Consider the following 20,368-nt stretch of genomic DNA (forward strand, 5'->3'; position numbering starts at 1 on the left):
TGCCGGCCGGCGGTGACCGATACCCTCGCGCGGGCGAACCCCCGTCCGACGCTAGGTTGGGGCTGTCCGACGCGCCATGCTCGAGCCGCAAGTCCCGCGCCCCGCTCGCGCGAGGACAGGGAGCGGAACATGAAACCAACCGATTCATTGATCCACTGGGCCTGCCCAAGCGGGGGCGAAGGACTGGAACTACGATCCTCGGAAGGCGAAAGCCTCTTGAGCGGTGTTCAGGCCCGCGTGCGCCTCTCGGACGGCAGCGAATGGCGCTGCTCGCCCCAGCAGGTGATTCACACCGCGTCCGGGGGGCTGCGTTGGCTGAGTTCACCGGGCGACATTCGCCGCCCGAGCGGCGATCTACAACTGACATGGGAAATCAAACACCACCCCCACGGGTTGAAAATCCAATTGCAGCTAAAAAATCTCAGCACGAACGTGCTGCGCGTCGCGTCATACGCTCCCCTCATCGGGACTTGCTCAGCTGGTCACCCCCAGGAGCCGTTGGTGCTCCAGGCCGGATGGCAAAGCTGGAGCTACGCCACCCCCCTGATGCCTGTGAGTTGGCAACGGGACCTACCAGGTGGGCCGATTGCCGGCCCCTGGCAGCTGACACCAACTCCGGGCGCCTTCGTATCTCCCGGTCACACGGTGATCCAGTTCGGCGAGCAGCGGCCGGTTCTCCTCGGCTTCGCCTCGGCCGAGCGAGGTCTCGGCAGCGTCAGCCTCGCGGCCCAAGGACCTGACTGGCGGATCAATGCCGGATGGGAAGCGGAGGATTACGCGCTTGCCCCTGGTGAAACCCTGACTTGTGAGCCACTGCTCGTCTTTCTCGCTGAGACGCCTGAAACCCTGCTGGAGCGATACGCCTTCGCCGTGAGGGCCCAGACAGCGAACGAGCAACGGGGGCGAGCCCCCCAGTCAGGTTCGCCCCCAAAGACGGGGTGGTGCTCCTGGTATGCACACGGGGCTCAGATCGACGAACGCCGCCTGGCCCACACCCTCGTCACACTGCGCGAGCGGGCGCCGCAGCTGGAGCTCATTTTGGTGGACGACGGCTGGCAAGCAGACATTGGGGACTGGGACGCCTGGAATCACGGCTTCCCTTCCGGAATGGCCGCCCTCGCGAACCGTATTCGCCAACATGGCTTCACCCCAGGTCTCTGGCTAGCTCCCTTCTTGACTTCAGAGTCCAGCGACACCTTCAGGCGACATCCCGAATGGATTCTGCGCGACCCAGCGGGCAGCCCCACCCTGGCGTGCCACAACTGGGGCCAGCGCTGCTACGCACTCGACCTTAGTCGTCCGGAGGTACGGGCGCACCTGACCGCCACGCTCAGGACCATCGTCCGCAGCTGGGGTTTCGAGTTTTTGAAGCTCGACTTCCTCTACGCGGGTGCCTTGCCGGGCCAACCGTGGAAGACCAACGAGTCCAGCGTGACGCGGTACCGGAAGGGACTCGAAAGCTTGCGCACAGCCGTCCCCGAGGCTTACATGTTGGGCTGTGGGGCCCCCCTGCTTCCCTCCGTGGGGCTCGTCGATGCGATGCGCATCGGGCCAGACATTGCCCCCCACTGGGAAGACCCCGAGCCAACCGGCTCTGCCCCGGCCATGGAGAACGCGATGCGCAGCACCCTGGCCCGACTGTGGTGTCATCCGCACTGGTGGACCAATGACCCGGACTGCCTTCTGCTAAACCCGCAGGGCAGCAACCTGAGCCAAGCAGCCAGAGAAAGCTGGACAAGAGTGGTGGCTCTGAGCGGCGGGCTCCAACTCTTCAGTGACGATGTCTCGGCGTTGAGCGAAGCCGCCTTCCAGAGCCTCAACGAGCTCGGGAACCGCCGTTTCACCCCGCAAGGGGCGAGCAAGCCCAATGCCAATGGCGTCGCCTGCGTCATCGAAGCGCGCGAACACGGCCCCAGCGTGGAGGGTCGGCCCTGGTTGATGCTGCTCAACCCGAACGCTACCCCCGCTGAGGTCGAACCACCCATCGCTCCCGCCCACGAAACCAGAGCCACCATCAGCCCAAACGCGGAGCAGCACGGGGCGCTGTGGATAGACGGTCAGGCTCGCCCCGTCGCTCGTCTGCCCGCCTTCGGCTCTGCCATGTACCGCATGTCCTTGCCCGGAACGGACTCGACCCGAGGTTTCTTCAAGGGAGCGAAACCCAGCCAACCCATCACACGAGGCACGCCGAAAAAAAACCCCCGCCAGAGGCGGGGGCCAGGCGATTAACGCTTGGAGAACTGGAAGCGCTTGCGGGCGCGCTTGCGACCGTACTTCTTCCGTTCCTTGGCGCGAGGATCGCGGGTCAGCAGATCCTCACCCCGCAGTGCCGAGCGAAGGTCGGGGTCCATGGTGACCAAGGCGCGGGCGATACCCAGGCGGATCGCTCCAACCTGGCTATTCACGCCCCCGCCCATCACGTTGCAATGAACGTCGAAACGACCGGCACTCTTGGTTGCTTCAAAGGGAAGCGCGAGCTGCGGGAACAGGGTCTTGCGACCACCAATGTAGTCTTCCGCCGTCCGCTCGTTGATCTTGATCGCGCCGGTGCCGGGCACCAAACGAACGCGAGCAATCGACGTCTTGCGACGACCGGTGCCCCAGTACTGAGCCACTTTTTGAGCCATCTTCGGGTTGCTCCTTCAATTACTGCGCGGACAGATCGAACGCGGTCGGCTGCTGAGAGGCATGCGGATGCTCGGCACCAGCATAAACCTTCAGCTTACGATACTGAGCCGCGCCCAGCTTGGTGTGGGGCAGCATCCCGCGAACCGCCTTCTCGACGACCCGAATGGGCTTGGCAGCCAGCAATTTGTTGAAGGTCGTCTTGCGGAAACCACCGGGCCAGCCGGTGTGATGGATATATTCTTTATCCGTCGACTTCTTGCCCGTCACGACAATCTTGTCGGCATTGATCACGATGACGAAGTCGCCCGTGTCGACGTGGGGGGTGTAAATGGGTTTGTGCTTTCCCCGGAGGAGGGTGGCAACGACGGTTGCCAGCCGGCCCAGGGTCTGCCCTTCGGCGTCGACGAGGTGCCAGGTACGGACAACCTCGCCTTCCTTGGCCATTGTGGTCTGCATGTGGTCTGTTCTCCTGCTCGCGGTGGGCCTGCCCACCACAGAGCGATCACAATGTGGGTAAAACGGGGGGGGAAACGAAGTTAAAAGTCTGAGACCAGGCGTGCTGAGCGGGATAACCGACCGACACGAAGGTAAGCCCATGAGGAGGCGCCGTCGGACCAGACGGCCGTGGCGCCACACCTTCCCAGGTGTTTCGAAAACCTTCCACCGACAGCACCCCCCTCCCTACGCGCAGAGCCGTGCCAACCAGGCGACGCACCATGTGATAGAGAAAGTGATCGGCGGTGATATGGAAAAAGAGCGTGCTGCCTTCCTCTTGAATCTCTGCCTGGCTTACCCGGCAGATCGGGCTGACTGGATCACTGCCCGTGCTGGCAAAATGCGTGAAGTCGTGGGTTCCCAGAAGCGAGGACCAAACCTCCCGCAACGCCACCAGGTCAAGAGGCCCCTCGACCCAGCTAGCGAACCGCGCCTGCAGTGGCGAACGCGGCCCCCTGTGCACAACGGCGTACCGATAACTCCGACTGATGGCCGAATGGCGAGCGTGAAAGTCCGGGGAAACCTCTTCAGCACGCAACACGGCGATATCCCGTGGCAAAACCGAATTCAGCGCCGGAATCCAAGCTTCTTGAGGCAAGAGCTTCGGAGTCTGGAAACTGACGACCTGCCCAGCGGCGTGAACACCGCTGTCGGTCCGACCGGCAGCCGCTGTGCGCACAGGTGACTTGAGCACCTTGCCCAAAGCGGATTCCAGAAGCCCTTGAACCGTACGGCCTCGGGTCTGGACCTGCCAACCGAGCAGGTCGGTGCCGTCGTAACTCACGAGCAGACGCATCGTGTGCATCAGGACGGCACCAACGAGTTCACACTTCCAACGACACGATGGCCATGGGAGCGGCATCGCCACGACGGGGGGCCGTCTTCACGATGCGCGCGTATCCGCCGTTACGAGTAGCGAACCGCGGGCCCACTTCCTCAAACAGACGCTTGACCACGTCGTTGTCATACACGAAGCCAGCGACCTGACGGCGAGCGTGCAGATCGCCCCGCTTGGCGAGGGTGATCATCTCATCGATAACGGGGACCACGGCCTTGGCCTTGGCTTCCGTCGTCTCGATCTGGTCGTGGCGCAGCGCAGCAGTCGTGAGGGCGCGCAGCAGAGCCTTGCGCTGGTCAGACGGCCTGCCCAGCAGGTGACGCTTCTTTTGGTGACGCATAATCTAATCCCTTATCTCGCAAGAGCGACGCCTAGTCGGCGTGCGCCACTTCTTCGTCCTTGTCCCTGGCCATCGAGTAACCGAAAGCGCGCAGGCGCTCGATCACCTCGTCAGCGGACTTCTTGCCGAAGTTCTTGATGTCCATGAGCTCGCGCTCGCTCTTCTTGAGCAGATCGCCAACCGTGTAGATGTTGGCGCGCTTGAGGCAGTTGTAAGCGCGAACGGAGAGCTCCAGCTCTTCGATCGACAGATCGAGGGGCGAAGCAGCCCCCGCCGAAGCACCCGCCACGTGCTCGTGAGCGGCGAAATCGGCCTCATCACGACCCAGCAGGGCAAAGGGCCGGAACTGATCAATCAACGACTCGGCGGCCTTGGAGAGGGCCTCCTCGGCGCTGAGCGAGCCGTTGGTCCAGATCTCGAGATTGAGACGATCGAAATCCACGGACTGACCGACCCGCGTATCTTCCACCGTGTAGTTCACCTTGCGCACAGGCATGAAGATGGCATCGATGGGAATCACCCCGACCGTCTGCGGACCCTTGCGGTTCCGTTCAGCCGGAACGAAGCCCTTGCCGCGCTCGACGTGGAACTCGACATCCAGCGTGGCGCCGGCATCGAGCGTCGCAATGTGCCAATCCGGGTTGAGAATCTCGACATCCGGATCGGTGACGATGTCACCAGCCGTGACGGGCCCTTCGCGACTCACGCGCAGGTGAGCACTCTTGGCTTCGGAGCCGTGCAACTTCAGCACCACACCCTTGAGGTTGAGCACGACGTCCACCACATCCTCGGACACGCCAGGGATGGTGGTGAATTCATGGGGAACCCCATCGATGCGAATGGCCGTGATGGCAGCGCCTTCGAGGTCCGAAAGGAGCACGCGACGGAGTGCATTGCCCAGCGTCGTGCCATACCCACGCTCGAGGGGCTCAGCGACGAAGCGACTGTAATGGAGACCTTCCTCGGTGGTGCGGGTCTCGACGCACTGGATATTGGGCTTATCCATTTGAGAATCTACCTCTTTCGGCTAGACCGACCGTCAGGACGGCCAGAAGGAGCGACAAAGCTTAGCGTGAGTAGTACTCGATGATGTACTGCTCGTTCGCGGGAGTGTCATTCTCCTCACGGGTCGGCATGTTGACGACCGAGCCTTGCAGTTTGTCGGCTTCGAACTGGAGCCAGCTGGGTACGCGCGGGGCGGTCACGCCCTCGAGACGCTTCTTGAAGAAGTCCGTCTTCTTCTCGACCACCTTGAGCACCATCCCGGGCTTCACCTGGAAGCTGGGGATGTCGGTGCGAACGCCATTGATCTCGATCATCCCGTGGCGAACGAACTGACGGGCCTGAGACCGACTGGAGGCGAGCCCCAACCGGAAGACCACGTTGTCGAGGCGACGCTCGAGCAACGCGAGCAGCACTTCACCCGTCACGCCGCGCTGGCGGACAGCCTCGGCGTAGTAGCGGCGGAACTGCTTTTCCAGCACACCGTAGACCCGACGAACCTTCTGCTTCTCGCGAAGACGGATGGCATACTCGGACGGCTTGTGACGGGCCTGACCATGCATGCCAGGGCGATAAGCCCGGCGAGCGATGGGGCACTTGGCGCTATTGCACTTGTCGCCCTTCAAAAAGAGCTTGATTCCTTCAGCCCGGCACAACCGGCAACGGGCATCTGTATAACGAGCCACTTGGCAATTCCTCCTTGCAGGAACCTGAAAAAAACGGGCTCGAAGGGCGAACGGGTCTCCTAGGACGCGGGCGTTCGCACCTCCATCGACCGAGTTACACGCGACGACGCTTGGGCGGACGGCAACCGTTGTGAGGGATCGGAGTCACGTCTTTGATCAGGGTGATCTCCAATCCGGCGGCTTGCAGTGCGCGAATCGCGGTTTCACGGCCCGAGCCAGGACCCTTCACCAACACTTCGACCTGCTGCATGCCGTGTTCCCGGGCGCGCTGCGCGCAACCGTCGGCGGCCATCTGGGCCGCGAACGGCGTACCCTTCTTGGCGCCCTTGAAACCGGCCGTACCGGCGGAACCCCAGGAAATGGTGTTCCCCTGCGTGTCGGTAATGCTGACAATGGTGTTGTTGAAGGTCGACGAGATATGAACCACGCCATTGGCGATGTTCTTGCGTTCGCGACGCTTCGGTTTGGCGGTGGGCTTAGCCACGGATGAACCTCCAATGAGCCGGGCGGTTTCCGGTTACAAAAGGCCGGACCTGACCCGAAGAGACGAGTTTCTGAACAGAGAATGTGGCTTGCGCCGGTGAGGGACCAGCGCGATTGCAAGGAGTTGGTGGCGAGTTCCCCGGGGCAGCCTACCCGAAGAATCACCAACCCGTGCCTGCCGGAGCAGGCGGATTACTTCTTCTTACCGGCGACGGTCTTCTTGACGCCGCGGCGCGTACGCGCGTTAGTCTTGGTACGCTGACCGCGAAGGGGCAGACCCCGACGGTGCCGGATTCCGCGGTAAGAACCGATTTCGATGAGACGCTTGATGTTCATCGCGACTTCACGACGAAGATCGCCTTCCACCTGGTGGTTGCGGTCGATCTCCTCGCGCAGGCGACCGATCTCGTCTTCCGTCAGGTCCTTGGTACGCGTGTCCGCATTGATGCGGGTGCGGCCAATGATCTGAGCGGCCTTGTAGGGACCGATGCCAAAGATGTAGGTCAGCGCGACTTCAATCCGCTTTTCGCGTGGAAGGTCGACGCCTGCGATGCGGGCCATGGGGTACGTTCCTCCTGGTTTTAAGAACTCTTTAAATATCTCATAGTAGACAAAAAGGCGCAAGCAGCCGCATTTTCCGGCTGCCGGCCGGATCAACCCTGACGCTGTTTATGCTTCGGGTTCTCGCAAATCACCATCACACGGTTGTGGCGCTTGATCACGCGGCACTTTTCGCAAATGGGCTTGACTGAGGCACGGACCTTCATGGACCGACTCCTTTCTGGTGAAACACCTTATTTTAACCTTAGCTTTGACTTAATCACAAGGCCAAAACGCCAGATCGACGCGTCGTGATCTCAGGTTCCCCTTCCGTCACGATGATCGTGTGCTCAAAATGAGCCGACCAAGACCCGTCCGTCGTGACGACCGTCCAGCCGTTTTTCTTGACCTTGACTTGATGTCCCCCGATATTGACCATCGGCTCGATCGCCAGTGCATCCCCAGGAACCAGGATCGGGCCCTCTTCGGCTGTCCTGAAATTGGGAATCTGAGGGGACTCGTGCAAATTCTTACCAATGCCGTGGCCGACAAAATCGCGAACCACGGAGAAACCTGCCGCTTCAACCACGTCCTGAACGGCCCCACTCACAGACCGCAGCGGCAATCCGCCACGCGCCTCGGCGAGACCAGCCATCAAACTCTGCTCCGTCACTTCGAGCAGCCGCTGCACGTCAGGCGCCACTCGCCCCACCGCATAGGTCCAGGCGGAGTCTCCGTAGTAGCCATCCACGATCGCCCCGATGTCGACCGAGATGATGTCGCCCTCCTCCAACCGACGGCGACTGGGAATGCCGTGAACGACCTCCTCGTTGTAAGAGGCACAGATCGTGGCGGGAAAACCGTGGTAGCCCTTGAATGCGGGAACACCGCCGCCGGAGACAATCACCCGCTCGGCGATCGCATCCAGCTCCTTACTGGACACGCCTGGCTTGACCGCTTCAGCGATGGCCTCGTGAGCCATGGCGACCAAGCGACCGGCAGCCCGCATCGCTTCGAATTCAGAGGTTTGGGTCAAGCGACTCATGACAGGGCCTTCAACGACTCGAGCATCCGGGCAAGTTCCGCGCGGACCTCATCCATGGCGCGGTTCCCATCCAACCGCTGCAACAGACCTCGCTGCTCGTAACGCTGCGAAATCGGCGCGGTCTGTTCCAGATAGACCCGCAAGCGATTCCGCACCGTCTCGGCAGCATCGTCCGCCCGCTGGTAAAGCTCGCCTTGGCAATACTCACAGTGGTCACCGGCCGCAGACGGGTTGAAGGCGACATGAAACGACGCCCCACAATCGCGGCAAACGCGACGCCCAGACAAGCGTTCCACCAGTTCATCTTCGGGCACATATACGTCGATGACCAGCTGCACGTCCTGATGAATGCCAGCCAGCATCCCGTCCAAAGCTTCCGCCTGGGGAGCCGTCCGCGGAAACCCATCCAACAAAAAGCCCTGCCGCGCGTCGGGCTCAGCGAGACGCTCCTTGATCAACCCACACATCACCTCATCGGGCACCAGGTTTCCGGCATCCATGTAGCGCTTGGCCTCGAGTCCCAGGGGAGTCCCCGCCTTGACGGCGGCGCGCAACATGTCACCAGTGGAAATCTGCGGAATGCCATAATCGGCCGAGAGCATCCGCGCCTGGGTGCCCTTGCCGGCACCGGGTGCCCCTAACAAGACAATTCGCATCCTACACTCCTTGAAAAGAACCTGAGAAACCGCCTGAGCAAAGCGCTAGGACATGAATCCTTCGTACTGCCGCGCAATCAGGTGCGTCTGCAATTGATTGTAAAGGTCAATCGCCACGCCGACCATGATCAACAAGGCTGTCGAACCAAGCCCCTGAAGGGTCGTAACCCCTGTCGCCCGCTCGACCAGATAGGGGAGCACGGCAATCAAACCCAGGAAAACGCCCCCAGCAAAGGTGACGCGATTCAACACCCACTCGATAAAGTCTGCGGTGGGTTTGCCTGGTTTGTAGCCCGGCACGAAGGACCCATATTTTTTGAGGTTCTCAGCGAGGTCATTGGGATTCAAAACCAGGCTCGCGTAGAAGTACGCAAAAAACATGATCAGGGCGAAATAGACGAAGAAATACAGGTAACCGCTGGGCGACAGTGCAGCCATGAAGTGATTGAGTCCATATTGGAGCACCGCCTTGACGTTTTCCCACTGCCAAAAAACCGCCTGCCCCACTTGCCAGTTCACCGCGCCGGTTTTGGCCGCGCCCAGCAACTGACTGACGGTCGCAGGAAAAATCAACAGTGAGGACGCGAAAATGAGCGGCATGACGCCCCCCATATTGACACGCAACGGAATGTAACTCTGCTGGGCCGGAACAAACCGACCACCGGCGCTTTGACGCTTGGCGGACTGCACCGGAATCCGACGCTGCCCTTCCTGGACAAATACGATGGCGACGAGCATGGCGAGCAAGGCAAGGAGAAGCGCTCCCACCGCCATGCCGGAGATACCGCCGCTTTGCATGAGCTCGCCGGTCTTGGCGAAGTAGCTCGGGAACGCGGCGATAATACCGGCGAAGATCATCAAGGAAGCACCGTTACCGATACCCCGCTCGGTGATCACCTCCCCGAGCCACATGATGAAGGCAGAGCCGGCCACCAAAATCGACACCGTCGAGATCATGAACCACCATGGATAGGGACCAGCCGGGTCGTGGCCAAGGGCAGCGCCAGACTTCCACAACCAGTTGGTCATTCCGAACGACTGAATCGTCGCCAGGACCAGCATCAGGTAACGGGTCCATTGCTGAATTTGCTTCCGTCCGGCCTCGCCCCCCTCCTTCTGGAGTTCCTCCAGTTTCGGGATGACGCCCGTCATCAGCTGCATGATGATGCTGGCATTGATGTAGGGAGTGATTCCCATCGCAACGATGGAGAACTTCGCCAGGGCTCCGCCGCTGAAGAAATCAAGAAAGCCACCCAAAAAGTTCATCTGATTGAACAGCGCGTCCAGAACCTGGTGGTTAATGCCGCTGATCGGAATGTGGACCACAAAGCGGAAAACGAGAACCATTCCGAGGGTCCAAAACACCTTCTCTCGCAACCCTGGGGCGTGCCAGAGATCGCGAAGGACCCCGATCACCTTATTTTGTTCTTGCAATGCTGGAACTCCCTGATCGTGAACGCCCGAACAACCTTGTGCCTGGGGCACGTTGGCGTCGGGCGTTCCACGAATGAGCGATACCAAGCCGTCCGGCTTAGTTGCTCTCTGCTTCCGAGGTGACACCGAGCAGCTCGATGCTGCCGCCAGCCGCCTCGATCTTCTCGCGAGCCGAGGCCGACACGTGGTGGGCCTTGACCGTCAGCGCGACGGACAACTCGCCAACGCCGAGAATCCGAACCCCGTCCCGCTCCCGCTTGATCTTCCCAGCCTCGATCAGCGCCAACGCGTCAACGACGCTGCCCTTGGCGAAATCCGCCAAGTCGGCGACGTTGATCACCGACCACTCGGGCCGGTAAGGCATACGGAAATGCTTCTTCTTGGGAAGCCGACGATAGAGCGGCATCTGACCACCTTCGTGACCGAGCTTGATGCTGCGACCACTCCGCTGACCCTGGCCGTTGTAACCCCGCGTGGAGGTCTTACCCATGCCCGAGCCGTGGCCACGCCCCACCCGCTTGTCGGGATGAGTCGCGCCCTCGGCGGGGCGAAGATCCGTGAGATGCATAACTCAGTTCTCCTCCGCGACCGTCACGAGGTGACGAACCTTGTTGATCATGCCGCGAATGATCGGGGTGTCGAAATGTGAAACCGTGCTGTTGGTTCTGCCGAGGCCAAGCGACTCCAGCACACGGTGCTGCTTGTAACAGTAGCCGATCCGACTACGAACCAACTTGACGCTGATCTTCTTCGTCTCAGGCATGCTTCACCTTCCCCAACAACTCTTCAACGGTCTTGCCCCGGTCAGCAGCGACCTCTGCGGCACTGCGCAGGCGACGAAGTCCGTCGATGGTGGCCCGCGCGCTGTTCAGAGGCGACGAAGCGCCCAGGTTCTTGCTAAGAATGTCATGGATCCCAGCCAGTTCCAGCACGGAACGAACGGCCCCACCGGCGATAACGCCGGTACCCTTCGAGGCAGGCTTGATCATCACGCGGCTAGCATCGGACGCACCGACGATCATGTGCGGGATGGTCGAACCCACCATCGGAACGGTGACGAGTTCTTTCTTCGCGTCGGCGATCGCCTTCTGGATGGCGGAGATCACCTCGTTGGCCTTGCCAACACCGATCCCGACTTGCCCCTTCTGGTTGCCGACGGCGACGATGGCCCGGAAGCTCATTTTCTTACCGCCCTTGACGACCTTGGTCACGCGACGGATCTGAATAACCTTCTCCTGCCATTCGGAGGGCTCGGCCACTTCGCGCTCACGGCGATCGCCTGGCCGGCCCGTATCACGCCCGCGACGGGCGCGATCCCGGTTTTCATTCATACGATTGTCCATGGTTCAACGCTCCTAGAAGTTCAAACCGGCTTCGCGCGCGGCATCGGCCAGGGCGGCAATGCGCCCGTGATACAGGTTGCCCCCACGGTCGTAGACGACCGCCTCGATACCGGCGGCCTTGGCCCGTTCAGCGACGACCTGACCCACCTGGCGCGCCGCGTCGACGTTGCCACCCTTTTCGAGCTTCAACTCGAGCGAGGAAGCGGCCACCAGCGTGCGACCGGCAATGTCGTCGATCACTTGGGCGTAAACGTGTTGATTCGAGCGGTAGACCGCCAGACGGGGACGCGAACCGCTGCCCGAAACGCGCTTGCGGATGCGCTCGTGACGGATGGAAGTCTGCGCCTTGCGACTCTTCTTGGTAATCATCGCGCGCCTCCTTACTTCTTCTTACCGCCGGACTTGCCGGCCTTGCGACGAATGACTTCGTAGTCATACTTGATGCCCTTGCCCTTGTAGGGCTCAGGCGGACGAACCGAGCGGACCTTGGCGGCCATATCGCCCACCAATTGCTTATCGATCCCTTCCACCACCACCGAGGGCTTGGGGCCGGGTGGGACGGTGAAGGTGATACCAGCAGGCGCCTCGATCTCGACAGGGTGGGAGTACCCCATCTGGAGGGTGAGTTTGCTGCCGGCGACAGCGGCACGGTAGCCGACGCCGTTGATCTCCAGCACCTTCTTGAAGCCGTTGGTAACGCCTTCGACCATGTTGAAGACCAGGGTCCGAGAGAGACCATGCAGCGAGCGGGCGGTCTTGGTATCGCCGCCAGGCGAGACGAGCAGCACGCCGTCTTCGAGGGAGACGGAAACCTCCGGACGCAGGGTCCGGCTCAGGGAGCCCTTCGGGCCGGTCACGAGAACGGTCTGACCAGTACCCCGACCGGCCGAAATCTCGACCTTCACGCTGGCGGGCACGGTGATCGGACGCTTTCCGATACGAGATTGTGACATGGGTGCCTCCTACCAAACGTACGCGAGGACTTCGCCGCCCACGCCATGCTTGCGGCAGTCCCGGTCAGTCAGGACGCCCCGTGGCGTGGACAGGATCGCGATGCCAAGTCCACCAAGGACCCGGGGAAGATCATGCTTGCCGACATACACCCGCAAGCCAGGCTTGGAGATGCGCTTGATGCCGGTAATGACGCGCCGCTTGCCGGACACGTACTTCAGATCGACGCGAATGCGGGGCTTACCCGACTCAGCGTTGACCAACTCGAAACCGTCGATGTAACCCTCAGATTGAAGGACGCGTGCAATTTCGTGCTTAAGTTTGGAGTTCGGAAACTCCGTGCTGCCCAGGTTCGCCGTGTTGGCGTTCCGAATGCAGGTCAGCATATCCGCGATGGGATCGGTGACGGGCATGGTTACCTCTCAAACAGGCTGCGTTTGCGGGACGCGATGGCCCTCGCACAGCCAGCCAGTGGGACCCAGTTCGCCAAATTCAAGCTGGTTAAAGCGTGAACAAGCGAGAATTAAATTTTACCACGAACCCGGGCGTTCACGCCAAGGACGGGATCTAACCACAGAAGAAGAGGGGCGCCCCTGCCGGGAGCGCCCCTTCCGTCCACCTACCAGGAAGACTTGACGACGCCAGGCAGCTTGCCTTCGTGAGCGAGCTTGCGCAGCTGATTGCGGCAAAGACCGAAATCGCGATAGTACCCGCGCGGCCGACCCGTCAGCTGGCAACGATTGTGCAACCGAACCGGGTTCGAATCGCGAGGAAGGTCAGCCAGCTTCTGGCGAGCATCGTTGTACTCGTCCACACTCTTGGCCTTGCCGTTGATGATTGCCTTGAGCTCGGCGCGCTTGGCCGCGAACTTGGCAATCGCCCGTTGCTGGCGTGCATGCTTGGCCCACTTGGACTTCTTAGCCATATGATGAATCTCCTACGTCAACAACCGGTCAGGAGGCGGAGACGGCGCCAGCCGCGCTGCGGAAAGGCATGCCCATCAGCCGAAGCAGGGCTCGCGCTTCCTCGTCCGTGCGGGCTGTGGTCACGAACGTGATGTCCATGCCACGAACCTTGTCCACCTTGTCATACTCAATTTCAGGAAACAGGATCTGCTCCTTGAGCCCGAGGGTATAGTTGCCGCGGCCATCAAAGGCCCGGTCGCTCACCCCACGGAAGTCACGAATGCGCGGCAACGCAAGCGTAAAGAGGCGGTCGAGGAACTCGTACATCCGACGCCCACGCAGGGTGCACATCGCGCCGATGGGCATACCAGCACGAAGCTTGAAGGTGGCGATCGACTTCTTGGCGCGCGTCACCATGACCTTCTGACCCACGATCGAGGTCAGGTCACGAACGGCGACATCCAGCGACTTGGGGTTTTGAACGGCTTCGCCGAGCCCCATGTTGACCACAACCTTCTCCAGCCGGGGCACCATCATCGGGTTCTCATAGTTGAACTCCTTGATGAGGGCAGCGACGACGTCTTTCTGGTACTTTTCCTGGAGGCGAGCAAGCGCCTGGGTACTCATAGATATTCTCCGAATTCAGGAACTGGGCGTCAGACGATTGACGAGGAGGTCTTCCGGGCAAAACCGGGAGCGACCTCCTGGTGACGTATCCAGCTCGCGAGGGTTAAAGTGCGCGAATCAAGCCTCGCGCGGCTTACTTGTCGAGCTGTTCGCCCGACTTGGCGATGCGAACCTTGGTTCCATCGGCCAACGTCTTGACCTTGACCCGGGTCGGCTTTTTGGTGGCGGGATCGATCGGCATGAGCTTGCTCATATCAACCGGCATTTCCTGCTTCACGATGCCGCCCTGAGGATTGGTCATGGAAGGCTTCTGGTGCTTGGTCCGGACGTTGACGCCCTGCACCACCGCCTGATTGCTCTCTGGATTGACCCGCAAGACCTCACCGGTCTTGCCGCGGTCGCCACCCTCGGCCTCCTTGCGGCCGGCGGTGACCATCACGATGTCACCCTTCTTGATGCGCTGCATGGTCGCTGATCTCCAATCGTCTGACTAGATGACTTCCGGAGCCAGCGAGATGATCTTCATGAAGTTCTTGTCACGAAGCTCGCGGGCGATCGGACCAAACACGCGGGTCCCCCGGGGGTTGTTGTCTTTGTTGATGATGACGGCCGCGTTCTCATCGAACTTGATGTAAGAGCCGTCGACCCGACGCACGCCCTTGCGGGAGCGAACGACGACGGCCTTGACCACGTCCGACTTCTTCACGGGCATGTTGGGAATGGCATCCTTCACGACGGCCACGATGATGTCGCCGATGTTGGCGAAGGTGCGGTTACCACCACCCACGACGCGAATGCACATCAGCTCGCGCGCGCCGGTGTTGTCGGCAACCGTCAATCGGGATTGTTGTTGGATCATGATGAGTGTCCTTCGGTAGCGCCCGACCGGGCGAAAGCCTTACTGGGCGCGTTCCACGATCTCGATGAGCCGCCACGACTTGTCCTTCGACAGCGGGCGAGTTTCCTCGATCCGGACGACGTCTCCTTCACGCGCGGTGTCTTCCTCATCATGCGCCTTGAAGGTATTGGTGCGCTTGACGAGCTTCTTGTAACGGCCGTGCGGAACGGTGCTCTCGACCGCCACAACGACAGTCTTTTGCATCTTGTCCGAGACGACCTTGCCAGTAATTACACGCTTGGGCATTGGTTGGTTTCCTTAGTGGTCTATTGCGCGGCAGCGGTCGCCTGGGTCTCGCGGAGAACCGTCTGTAAAACCGCGATGCGGTTCCGAACTTCGCCGATCTGGGCGGTGTTCTCCAACTGACGGATGGCGAGCTGGAAACGAAGTTTGAACAAGTCTTCCTTGGCTTCCTTGAGTTTGGCGCGAATGTCGGCCTCCGGCAGGCCTCTGAACTCTTGCAGTTCCTTTTTGCTGGTCTTAGTCTTCACGGGCGCCTCCTTCAGCGGCCGCCAACTGGGCTTGTTGCTCGGCACGGCTGACAAACTTCGTCGCGATCGGAAGCTTGTGAGCCGCCAAGCGCATCGCTTCACGGGCCAACTCCTCCGTCACCCCGTTCATCTCGAACAGGATGCGGCCAGGCTTGACCACGGCCACCCAGTACTCGGGCGCACCCTTACCGGAACCCATGCGGGTTTCAGCAGGCTTGGCCGTCACGGGCTTGTCAGGGAAAACACGAATCCAGATCTTCCCACCACGCTTGATCGAGCGAGTCATCGCGCGACGCGCGGCCTCGATCTGACGGGAGGTGATCCAGGCGGGGTCGAGCGCAACCAGGCCGAAATCGCCAAAGTTGACCTGCGTGCCCCGGGTTTCGTGGCCAGAACGGTCGCCACGGTGGTGGCGCCGGAATTTGGTGCGTTTAGGCATCAACATGGATGAAATCCTCGGTATAGGGAGCCGCCTCTGGAGGACCAGAGGCGGTCACACCAGCATGCAACTAGTCTTCAGCAGCGTCTTTCGACTCCGCGGCCCGCTCACGCCGACCACGACCCTCGCCACGCTCGCCCTTATCAGTCCGCTCGCGACGACGCGGTGCGGCGGCTTCGGGAGCCACCTCGGCACCAGGGATAACCTCGCCCTTGAAGACCCAGACCTTGACGCCGATCACGCCGTAAACAGTCTGTGCGGTGGCAACGCCATAGTCGATGTCAGCACGAAGGGTATGGAGGGGAATCCGCCCCTCGCGCATCCACTCGGTGCGGGCAATTTCAGCGCCACCAAGACGCCCGGCCACCATGACCTTGATGCCCTTGGCACCCGACTTCATGGCCCGCATCATGGCCTGCTTCATCGCGCGACGGAAAGCGATTCGCTTCTCGAGCTGAGACGCGATGGACTCAGCCACCAGAACGGCGTCGGCCTCGATGCGCGTCACTTCCTGCACGTTGATCTGAACCTTCTTGTTGGTCAGACCCGCCAGGTCCTTGCGAAGCTGGTCGATACCTTGACCGCCACGACCGACGATCACACCAGGCTTCGCGGTGAAGATGTTGACGTCCACCTGATCGGCCTTGCGCTCGATGTCGACCCGAGAAATCCCGGCAGCATGAAGCTTGCTCTTGACGAAGGAACGAATCTTATCGTCTTCCAGCACGATGGCCGGATAGTTCTTGGGTTCCGCGAACCAGCGGCTGGACCAGGTCCGGTTGATCCCCAGGCGCATGCCAATGGGATGAATCTTCTGCCCCATGACGCGTTACTCCTTGCTCTCGCTGCCGCGCACGCCAAGCGTGTCGGAAACGACAATGGTGATGTGACTGGTGCGCTTCTTGATCGGGAAGGCGCGGCCCTGCGCGTGGGGTTGGAACCGCTTCAACGTGGGCCCCTGGTCGACGAAAGCTTCCTTGACGAAAAGCTTGGCGGCAGGAACCTGGTGGTTGTTTTCCGCATTGGCGATCGCCGACTTGAGGATCTTGCCGAGCACCTGGGCCGCAGCGTGCGGCAAGAAGTTCAGCATGGTCTGAGCCTCGAGCGCCTTCTTGCCCCGAATCTGGTCCAGCACGCGGCGGACCTTCAAGGGGGACATCCGGACGTATTTCACACTCGATTGAGTTTGCATCTAACTATCCTCCCCTGACCTAGCGACCGCGCTCTTGGCCAGCATGCCCCTTGAAGAGGCGCGTGGGAGCAAACTCGCCCAGCTTGTGACCAATCATCTGTTCGGTGATGTAGATGGGCACGTGCTTCCGGCCGTTGTACACGGCAATCGTGTGACCAATCATGGCGGGCACGATGGTCGAGGCGCGTGACCAGGTCTTGACGACCTTCTTTTCGTTTCGGCCGTTCATGACCTCGATGCGCTTGGCAAGCGAGGGATGAATGAACGGACCCTTTTTCAGTGAACGAGACATCGATGGCTCCTAATTAACGGGACCGCTCACGGACGATGAACTTGCTCGAGACCTTCTTCCGAACGGTCTTGAAGCCCATCGCGGGTTTGCCCCAGGGGGTCTGCGGCTTGCCACCAATGGGTGACTTGCCCTCACCACCGCCATGGGGGTGGTCGCACGCGTTCATAACCACGCCACGCACAGTCGGGCGAACGCCCATCCACCGCTTACGCCCGGCCTTACCAAGCTTCATGTTCTTGGCGTCGATGTTACCGACCTGGCCGATCGTCGCGATGCAATCCATATGGACCATACGCTGCTCCCCGCTAGGGAGCTTCACCTGAGCATATTCACCGTCTTTGGCCACCAGCTGAGCCATCGCACCGGCAGCGCGAACGATCTGTCCGCCCTTCCCCTTGCGCAGCTCGATGTTGTGGATATTGGTACCAAGCGGAATGTTGCGCAAAGGCAACGCGTTGCCCACCTTGATATCGGCATCGGGAGAGGCGATGATCACCATCCCCACTTCGAGACCGACGGGGGCGAGCACATAACGCTTCTCACCGTCCACGTAATTGACCAAAGCGATGCGGGCGTTGCGGTTGGGATCGTACTCGATGGTGACGACCTTACCGGGAACTCCGACTTTGTTGCGCTTGAAGTCGATCACACGGTAATGACGCTTGTGGCCGCCGCCGCGATGACGAGTGGTGACGATGCCCTGGGCATTGCGACCAGCCTTGGACTTCAGTGGCGTGAGAAGTGACTTCTCCGGGCGATCCGTGGTGAGTTCTTCGAACGTGCTCTTGCTCATGCCCCGCTGTCCGGGGGTCATGGGCCGTAGCTTCTTGATAGGCATTTGCTTTCAGGCCTCCCTAGACCGAACCGTAGAAGTCGATCGTGCTGCCCTCAGCGAGCTTCACGTAAGCCTTCTTGGTCTTAACGAGCGACTCAATCCTACCGCCCGTGCGTTTGCGAACCTTCTTCACGCGCTTCATCGCGGACGTGTTGACATCCACCACGTCGACGTTGAAAAGCAACTTCGCGGCGCGCGCGATGTCGATCTTGTTCGCCTTCCGATCCACTTCGAAACAGTAGGTGTTGTTCTCGTTGAGCGCCGTGTTCTTCTCAGTGATCAGGGGGCGCTTGATCACATTGTACAGGTCGGTCATGCCTTGAACACCTCTTCGATATGACGGAGGGCTTCTTCAGTCGCGACGACCCGATCGGCCGCAAGGAGGTCCTTGACGCTGAGATTGGAAGCCAGCACCAGCTTGACGTCTTTCAGATTACGAGCCGAGAGCGAGAGCGCCTGGTCGGCCGACTTGACCAGCAACAACACCTTACCTTGGACCTGAAGCTTGCCCAGGAAAGCCACCAGCGATTTGGTGGATGGGGCTTCGATACCGAAAGAGGAGACGGCGATGGTGTCGGCAATCTTGGCCAACAGGGCGGAGCGGAGAGCCAACCGACGGGACTTCACCGACAGGTTCAAAGAGAACTTGCGGGGCTTGGGCCCGAAGATGACGCCGCCATGACGCCACAGGGGGGAGCGAATGGAGCCAGCGCGAGCATTGCCCGTTCCCTTCTGCTTCCAAGGCTTCTTCCCGCCGCCACTCACCTCGGAGCGGGTCAGCGTGCTGGCGGTACCGGCCCGCTTGTGACGCAGTTGACGAATCACGTGGAGGTGCATCAGGTGCACGTGGGGGGCCTCAGGCAAGAAAGCCTCGGCGAAGGCAAAGGAGCCAGCCTTGGTGCCCTTGGCATCAAAAATTTGAATCGTTCCAGCCATGTCGGCCTCCTACTTCCCAACTCGAACGGTCGGGCGAACAATCAAGATGCCACCCTCGGCGCCAGGCAAGCCGCCCTTGATCAAAAGAAGATTGCGGTCCGCGTCCACGCCAACCACTGTCAGCTTCTTTACGGTGACCTGCTCGGCGCCCATGCGGCCAGCCATCTTGCGGCCCTTGTAGACGCGACTCGGCGTGGTGCCCGCACCGATCGAGCCAGGATGCCGGTGGAACTTGGAACCGTGCGACATCGGCCCGCGGCCGGCGTTCCACCGCTTCTGAAGACCCGCAAACCCTTTACCGATGGACGTGCCGGTCACATCGACCAGCTGCCCGGCCGAAAACAGGTCCGCCTTGATCTCGGAACCCACCTCGTAGCCAGCGACGTCGAGACGGAACTCACGCAACACCTGGGCAGGCTTCAAGCCGGCCTTGGCGAAGTGACCCTTCTCACCCTGGGACAGACGCGATTCCTTCGCCGAACCGTAGCCAACCTGGACAGCGTCATAGCCGTCGGTCGCCGCGGTCTTCTTTTGAACGACCGTGCAAGGACCAGCCTGCACAACCGTCACGGGGATGGCGCGCCCCTCTTCATCAAAGATCGTCGTCATGCCGACCTTTTGGCCAATCAAACCCATCGCCATATACTTTCTTTTCCTCCTAGATGCCGGGCGTTTGCTGCCGGGAATCTATCTATCTGAATGAGATAGCCCTGCGGCTGTGAACACAGGGGGGTCCTCACCCAGGATGCCAATCGCGAGACTGACAGTTACAGCTTGACCACGATATCCACACCGGCGGGGAGATCCAAGCGCATCAGCGCCTCAGCCGTCTTGTGCGTCGGCTCGAGAATGTCGATCAACCGCTTGTGGGTCCGGGTCTCAAAATGCTCACGAGACTTCTTGTCCACGTGTGGGGAACGATTCACGCAATAGATGGCCTTGTGGGTCGGAAGGGGAATAGGCCCCACGACCGCAGCACCCGTGCGCTTGGCAGTCTCCACAATCTGCTCGGACGACTTGTCCAGCAAGCGATGGTCAAAAGCCTTGAGCCGAATACGAATCTTTTGTTGAGCCATTTTAACAGAACCTCTAGGGTGGCGTCCAATCAGCCCTTCGGCTTACAGGAACGCATAAAGTGAGCGAAGGCGTGGGCGACCAGGCCGCCCACGCCGCCCGAGGAGGATCAGACCTTGATGGAGGCCACGACGCCAGCACCCACCGTGCGGCCGCCCTCGCGGATCGCGAAGCGCATGCCCTGCTCGATGGCCACCGGCGTGATCAGCTCGATCTCCATCTGGATGTTGTCGCCGGG

At 60.9% G+C, this 20,368-nt stretch carries 35 protein-coding genes; 1 reads left to right on the top strand and 34 read right to left on the bottom strand.

The annotated features are described in order from the left end of the window. Positions 1 to 129 precede the first annotated feature (129 nt). Positions 130 to 2,229 (top strand): glycoside hydrolase family 36 protein, encoded by a 2,100-nt coding sequence (locus tag VKP62_07575; GenBank protein MEB3197050.1) that lies wholly within the window; start codon positions 130 to 132, stop codon positions 2,227 to 2,229. Here VKP62_07575 and rpsI read toward each other — a convergent pair. The 34 genes from rpsI to tuf all read right to left on the bottom strand — a co-directional run. Next, positions 2,226 to 2,627, bottom strand: coding sequence for a 30S ribosomal protein S9 (rpsI, locus tag VKP62_07580; GenBank protein ID MEB3197051.1), 402 nt, complete (start codon positions 2,625 to 2,627; stop codon positions 2,226 to 2,228). The genes VKP62_07575 and rpsI overlap by 4 nt on opposite strands. Before the next feature lie 19 nt (positions 2,628 to 2,646). Then, entirely contained in the window at positions 2,647 to 3,084 is a 438-nt protein-coding gene (rplM, locus tag VKP62_07585; protein ID MEB3197052.1) for a 50S ribosomal protein L13, read from the bottom strand. A 46-nt stretch (positions 3,085 to 3,130) separates the two neighbouring features. Beyond that, the gene (gene truA, locus VKP62_07590) at positions 3,131 to 3,919 is read right to left on the bottom strand and encodes a tRNA pseudouridine(38-40) synthase TruA (protein ID MEB3197053.1); all 789 of its coding nucleotides are present in this window, start codon (positions 3,917 to 3,919) and stop codon (positions 3,131 to 3,133) included. A 28-nt stretch (positions 3,920 to 3,947) separates the two neighbouring features. After that, positions 3,948 to 4,301, bottom strand: coding sequence for a 50S ribosomal protein L17 (gene rplQ, locus VKP62_07595; protein ID MEB3197054.1), 354 nt, complete (start codon positions 4,299 to 4,301; stop codon positions 3,948 to 3,950). A gap of 31 nt (positions 4,302 to 4,332) precedes the next feature. Continuing rightward, positions 4,333 to 5,307: a DNA-directed RNA polymerase subunit alpha gene (locus tag VKP62_07600; GenBank protein ID MEB3197055.1), complete on the bottom strand. Its 975-nt coding sequence runs from the start codon at positions 5,305 to 5,307 to the stop codon at positions 4,333 to 4,335. Between the two features lie 61 nt (positions 5,308 to 5,368). Further along, positions 5,369 to 5,989: a 30S ribosomal protein S4 gene (gene rpsD / locus VKP62_07605; GenBank protein MEB3197056.1), complete on the bottom strand. Its 621-nt coding sequence runs from the start codon at positions 5,987 to 5,989 to the stop codon at positions 5,369 to 5,371. A gap of 94 nt (positions 5,990 to 6,083) precedes the next feature. Next, positions 6,084 to 6,473 carry a 30S ribosomal protein S11 gene (gene rpsK, locus VKP62_07610; GenBank protein MEB3197057.1) on the bottom strand — a complete coding sequence of 130 codons (390 nt, stop codon included), beginning with the start codon at positions 6,471 to 6,473 and terminating at the stop codon, positions 6,084 to 6,086. A 191-nt stretch (positions 6,474 to 6,664) separates the two neighbouring features. After that, a complete protein-coding gene (gene rpsM / locus VKP62_07615) occupies positions 6,665 to 7,033 on the bottom strand; it encodes a 30S ribosomal protein S13 (protein ID MEB3197058.1) in 369 nt (122 codons plus the stop codon). 92 nt (positions 7,034 to 7,125) lie between these two features. Next, positions 7,126 to 7,239 carry a 50S ribosomal protein L36 gene (rpmJ, locus tag VKP62_07620; protein MEB3197059.1) on the bottom strand — a complete coding sequence of 38 codons (114 nt, stop codon included), beginning with the start codon at positions 7,237 to 7,239 and terminating at the stop codon, positions 7,126 to 7,128. Between the two features lie 53 nt (positions 7,240 to 7,292). Continuing rightward, positions 7,293 to 8,057 (bottom strand): type I methionyl aminopeptidase, encoded by a 765-nt coding sequence (gene map / locus VKP62_07625; GenBank protein ID MEB3197060.1) that lies wholly within the window; start codon positions 8,055 to 8,057, stop codon positions 7,293 to 7,295. After that, entirely contained in the window at positions 8,054 to 8,713 is a 660-nt protein-coding gene (locus tag VKP62_07630; GenBank protein ID MEB3197061.1) for an adenylate kinase, read from the bottom strand. The genes map and VKP62_07630 overlap by 4 nt, the downstream gene beginning before the upstream one ends. Before the next feature lie 45 nt (positions 8,714 to 8,758). Continuing rightward, positions 8,759 to 10,147 (bottom strand): preprotein translocase subunit SecY, encoded by a 1,389-nt coding sequence (gene secY / locus VKP62_07635; GenBank protein ID MEB3197062.1) that lies wholly within the window; start codon positions 10,145 to 10,147, stop codon positions 8,759 to 8,761. Positions 10,148 to 10,244: 97 nt separating this feature from the next. Continuing rightward, positions 10,245 to 10,715 carry a 50S ribosomal protein L15 gene (rplO, locus tag VKP62_07640; protein ID MEB3197063.1) on the bottom strand — a complete coding sequence of 157 codons (471 nt, stop codon included), beginning with the start codon at positions 10,713 to 10,715 and terminating at the stop codon, positions 10,245 to 10,247. A 3-nt stretch (positions 10,716 to 10,718) separates the two neighbouring features. Continuing rightward, the gene (rpmD, locus tag VKP62_07645; protein ID MEB3197064.1) at positions 10,719 to 10,910 is read right to left on the bottom strand and encodes a 50S ribosomal protein L30; all 192 of its coding nucleotides are present in this window, start codon (positions 10,908 to 10,910) and stop codon (positions 10,719 to 10,721) included. Then, positions 10,903 to 11,490, bottom strand: coding sequence for a 30S ribosomal protein S5 (rpsE, locus tag VKP62_07650; protein ID MEB3197065.1), 588 nt, complete (start codon positions 11,488 to 11,490; stop codon positions 10,903 to 10,905). Before rpsE ends, rpmD begins: the two co-directional genes overlap by 8 nt. Before the next feature lie 12 nt (positions 11,491 to 11,502). Then, positions 11,503 to 11,859: a 50S ribosomal protein L18 gene (gene rplR / locus VKP62_07655; GenBank protein MEB3197066.1), complete on the bottom strand. Its 357-nt coding sequence runs from the start codon at positions 11,857 to 11,859 to the stop codon at positions 11,503 to 11,505. A gap of 11 nt (positions 11,860 to 11,870) precedes the next feature. Continuing rightward, positions 11,871 to 12,443, bottom strand: coding sequence for a 50S ribosomal protein L6 (rplF, locus tag VKP62_07660; protein MEB3197067.1), 573 nt, complete (start codon positions 12,441 to 12,443; stop codon positions 11,871 to 11,873). A gap of 9 nt (positions 12,444 to 12,452) precedes the next feature. Next, a complete protein-coding gene (gene rpsH / locus VKP62_07665) occupies positions 12,453 to 12,854 on the bottom strand; it encodes a 30S ribosomal protein S8 (GenBank protein ID MEB3197068.1) in 402 nt (133 codons plus the stop codon). Positions 12,855 to 13,060: 206 nt separating this feature from the next. Next, positions 13,061 to 13,366: a 30S ribosomal protein S14 gene (gene rpsN, locus VKP62_07670; protein MEB3197069.1), complete on the bottom strand. Its 306-nt coding sequence runs from the start codon at positions 13,364 to 13,366 to the stop codon at positions 13,061 to 13,063. A gap of 28 nt (positions 13,367 to 13,394) precedes the next feature. Continuing rightward, on the bottom strand, positions 13,395 to 13,973 hold the full coding sequence (gene rplE, locus VKP62_07675) for a 50S ribosomal protein L5 (protein MEB3197070.1): 579 nt from the start codon (positions 13,971 to 13,973) through the stop codon (positions 13,395 to 13,397). A gap of 133 nt (positions 13,974 to 14,106) precedes the next feature. Continuing rightward, positions 14,107 to 14,439: a 50S ribosomal protein L24 gene (gene rplX / locus VKP62_07680; GenBank protein ID MEB3197071.1), complete on the bottom strand. Its 333-nt coding sequence runs from the start codon at positions 14,437 to 14,439 to the stop codon at positions 14,107 to 14,109. A 24-nt stretch (positions 14,440 to 14,463) separates the two neighbouring features. Continuing rightward, complete coding sequence (gene rplN / locus VKP62_07685; GenBank protein ID MEB3197072.1) at positions 14,464 to 14,832, bottom strand: 50S ribosomal protein L14; 369 nt, start codon at positions 14,830 to 14,832, stop codon at positions 14,464 to 14,466. 39 nt (positions 14,833 to 14,871) lie between these two features. After that, positions 14,872 to 15,117: a 30S ribosomal protein S17 gene (gene rpsQ / locus VKP62_07690; protein MEB3197073.1), complete on the bottom strand. Its 246-nt coding sequence runs from the start codon at positions 15,115 to 15,117 to the stop codon at positions 14,872 to 14,874. A 20-nt stretch (positions 15,118 to 15,137) separates the two neighbouring features. Beyond that, the gene (gene rpmC, locus VKP62_07695; GenBank protein MEB3197074.1) at positions 15,138 to 15,335 is read right to left on the bottom strand and encodes a 50S ribosomal protein L29; all 198 of its coding nucleotides are present in this window, start codon (positions 15,333 to 15,335) and stop codon (positions 15,138 to 15,140) included. Positions 15,336 to 15,351: 16 nt separating this feature from the next. Further along, complete coding sequence (gene rplP / locus VKP62_07700) at positions 15,352 to 15,807, bottom strand: 50S ribosomal protein L16 (protein ID MEB3197075.1); 456 nt, start codon at positions 15,805 to 15,807, stop codon at positions 15,352 to 15,354. Positions 15,808 to 15,871: 64 nt separating this feature from the next. After that, positions 15,872 to 16,624: a 30S ribosomal protein S3 gene (gene rpsC, locus VKP62_07705; GenBank protein MEB3197076.1), complete on the bottom strand. Its 753-nt coding sequence runs from the start codon at positions 16,622 to 16,624 to the stop codon at positions 15,872 to 15,874. Positions 16,625 to 16,630: 6 nt separating this feature from the next. Next, entirely contained in the window at positions 16,631 to 16,993 is a 363-nt protein-coding gene (gene rplV / locus VKP62_07710; GenBank protein MEB3197077.1) for a 50S ribosomal protein L22, read from the bottom strand. Between the two features lie 19 nt (positions 16,994 to 17,012). After that, on the bottom strand, positions 17,013 to 17,285 hold the full coding sequence (gene rpsS, locus VKP62_07715) for a 30S ribosomal protein S19 (GenBank protein ID MEB3197078.1): 273 nt from the start codon (positions 17,283 to 17,285) through the stop codon (positions 17,013 to 17,015). A 13-nt stretch (positions 17,286 to 17,298) separates the two neighbouring features. After that, positions 17,299 to 18,123, bottom strand: a complete 825-nt coding sequence (rplB, locus tag VKP62_07720; GenBank protein ID MEB3197079.1) for a 50S ribosomal protein L2 — start codon at positions 18,121 to 18,123, stop codon at positions 17,299 to 17,301. A 16-nt stretch (positions 18,124 to 18,139) separates the two neighbouring features. Then, complete coding sequence (gene rplW, locus VKP62_07725) at positions 18,140 to 18,436, bottom strand: 50S ribosomal protein L23 (GenBank protein MEB3197080.1); 297 nt, start codon at positions 18,434 to 18,436, stop codon at positions 18,140 to 18,142. Then, positions 18,433 to 19,056, bottom strand: coding sequence for a 50S ribosomal protein L4 (gene rplD / locus VKP62_07730; protein MEB3197081.1), 624 nt, complete (start codon positions 19,054 to 19,056; stop codon positions 18,433 to 18,435). The genes rplW and rplD overlap by 4 nt, the downstream gene beginning before the upstream one ends. A 9-nt stretch (positions 19,057 to 19,065) precedes the next feature. Further along, on the bottom strand, positions 19,066 to 19,698 hold the full coding sequence (rplC, locus tag VKP62_07735) for a 50S ribosomal protein L3 (GenBank protein MEB3197082.1): 633 nt from the start codon (positions 19,696 to 19,698) through the stop codon (positions 19,066 to 19,068). Positions 19,699 to 19,823: 125 nt separating this feature from the next. After that, positions 19,824 to 20,132, bottom strand: a complete 309-nt coding sequence (rpsJ, locus tag VKP62_07740; GenBank protein MEB3197083.1) for a 30S ribosomal protein S10 — start codon at positions 20,130 to 20,132, stop codon at positions 19,824 to 19,826. 107 nt (positions 20,133 to 20,239) lie between these two features. Continuing rightward, positions 20,240 to 20,368 (bottom strand): elongation factor Tu (gene tuf, locus VKP62_07745; GenBank protein ID MEB3197084.1); only part of this gene is annotated, 129 nt, incomplete at its 5' end.

The sequence above is a fragment of the Candidatus Sericytochromatia bacterium genome (assembly GCA_035285325.1).
GTDB lineage: Bacteria > Cyanobacteriota > Sericytochromatia > S15B-MN24 > JAQBPE01 > JAYKJB01.

What these genes read in the sequence shown, in the direction of transcription:
- rpsH (MEB3197068.1), bottom strand. Translation starts at nt 12,854, where the DNA reads ATGCCCGTCACCGATCCCATCGCGGATATGCTGACCTGCATTCGGAAC.
- rplB (MEB3197079.1), bottom strand. Translation starts at nt 18,123, where the DNA reads ATGCCTATCAAGAAGCTACGGCCCATGACCCCCGGACAGCGGGGCATG.
- rplE (MEB3197070.1), bottom strand. Translation starts at nt 13,973, where the DNA reads ATGAGTACCCAGGCGCTTGCTCGCCTCCAGGAAAAGTACCAGAAAGAC.
- rpsE (MEB3197065.1), bottom strand. Translation starts at nt 11,490, where the DNA reads ATGGACAATCGTATGAATGAAAACCGGGATCGCGCCCGTCGCGGGCGT.
- rplF (MEB3197067.1), bottom strand. Translation starts at nt 12,443, where the DNA reads ATGTCACAATCTCGTATCGGAAAGCGTCCGATCACCGTGCCCGCCAGC.
- rpsJ (MEB3197083.1), bottom strand. Translation starts at nt 20,132, where the DNA reads ATGGCTCAACAAAAGATTCGTATTCGGCTCAAGGCTTTTGACCATCGC.
- rpmJ (MEB3197059.1), bottom strand. Translation starts at nt 7,239, where the DNA reads ATGAAGGTCCGTGCCTCAGTCAAGCCCATTTGCGAAAAGTGCCGCGTG.
- rplX (MEB3197071.1), bottom strand. Translation starts at nt 14,439, where the DNA reads ATGCAGCGCATCAAGAAGGGTGACATCGTGATGGTCACCGCCGGCCGC.
- VKP62_07575 (MEB3197050.1), top strand. Translation starts at nt 130, where the DNA reads ATGAAACCAACCGATTCATTGATCCACTGGGCCTGCCCAAGCGGGGGC.
- rplW (MEB3197080.1), bottom strand. Translation starts at nt 18,436, where the DNA reads ATGACCGACCTGTACAATGTGATCAAGCGCCCCCTGATCACTGAGAAG.
- rplQ (MEB3197054.1), bottom strand. Translation starts at nt 4,301, where the DNA reads ATGCGTCACCAAAAGAAGCGTCACCTGCTGGGCAGGCCGTCTGACCAG.
- rplC (MEB3197082.1), bottom strand. Translation starts at nt 19,698, where the DNA reads ATGGCGATGGGTTTGATTGGCCAAAAGGTCGGCATGACGACGATCTTT.
- rpmD (MEB3197064.1), bottom strand. Translation starts at nt 10,910, where the DNA reads ATGCCTGAGACGAAGAAGATCAGCGTCAAGTTGGTTCGTAGTCGGATC.
- rplO (MEB3197063.1), bottom strand. Translation starts at nt 10,715, where the DNA reads ATGCATCTCACGGATCTTCGCCCCGCCGAGGGCGCGACTCATCCCGAC.
- VKP62_07630 (MEB3197061.1), bottom strand. Translation starts at nt 8,713, where the DNA reads ATGCGAATTGTCTTGTTAGGGGCACCCGGTGCCGGCAAGGGCACCCAG.
- rplN (MEB3197072.1), bottom strand. Translation starts at nt 14,832, where the DNA reads ATGATCCAACAACAATCCCGATTGACGGTTGCCGACAACACCGGCGCG.
- rpsN (MEB3197069.1), bottom strand. Translation starts at nt 13,366, where the DNA reads ATGGCTAAGAAGTCCAAGTGGGCCAAGCATGCACGCCAGCAACGGGCG.
- truA (MEB3197053.1), bottom strand. Translation starts at nt 3,919, where the DNA reads ATGCGTCTGCTCGTGAGTTACGACGGCACCGACCTGCTCGGTTGGCAG.
- rplR (MEB3197066.1), bottom strand. Translation starts at nt 11,859, where the DNA reads ATGATTACCAAGAAGAGTCGCAAGGCGCAGACTTCCATCCGTCACGAG.
- map (MEB3197060.1), bottom strand. Translation starts at nt 8,057, where the DNA reads ATGAGTCGCTTGACCCAAACCTCTGAATTCGAAGCGATGCGGGCTGCC.
- rplM (MEB3197052.1), bottom strand. Translation starts at nt 3,084, where the DNA reads ATGCAGACCACAATGGCCAAGGAAGGCGAGGTTGTCCGTACCTGGCAC.
- rpsS (MEB3197078.1), bottom strand. Translation starts at nt 17,285, where the DNA reads ATGTCTCGTTCACTGAAAAAGGGTCCGTTCATTCATCCCTCGCTTGCC.
- rpsI (MEB3197051.1), bottom strand. Translation starts at nt 2,627, where the DNA reads ATGGCTCAAAAAGTGGCTCAGTACTGGGGCACCGGTCGTCGCAAGACG.
- rplP (MEB3197075.1), bottom strand. Translation starts at nt 15,807, where the DNA reads ATGTTGATGCCTAAACGCACCAAATTCCGGCGCCACCACCGTGGCGAC.
- rpsC (MEB3197076.1), bottom strand. Translation starts at nt 16,624, where the DNA reads ATGGGGCAGAAGATTCATCCCATTGGCATGCGCCTGGGGATCAACCGG.
- rplV (MEB3197077.1), bottom strand. Translation starts at nt 16,993, where the DNA reads ATGCAAACTCAATCGAGTGTGAAATACGTCCGGATGTCCCCCTTGAAG.
- VKP62_07600 (MEB3197055.1), bottom strand. Translation starts at nt 5,307, where the DNA reads ATGGATAAGCCCAATATCCAGTGCGTCGAGACCCGCACCACCGAGGAA.
- rplD (MEB3197081.1), bottom strand. Translation starts at nt 19,056, where the DNA reads ATGGCTGGAACGATTCAAATTTTTGATGCCAAGGGCACCAAGGCTGGC.
- rpsQ (MEB3197073.1), bottom strand. Translation starts at nt 15,117, where the DNA reads ATGCCCAAGCGTGTAATTACTGGCAAGGTCGTCTCGGACAAGATGCAA.
- rpsM (MEB3197058.1), bottom strand. Translation starts at nt 7,033, where the DNA reads ATGGCCCGCATCGCAGGCGTCGACCTTCCACGCGAAAAGCGGATTGAA.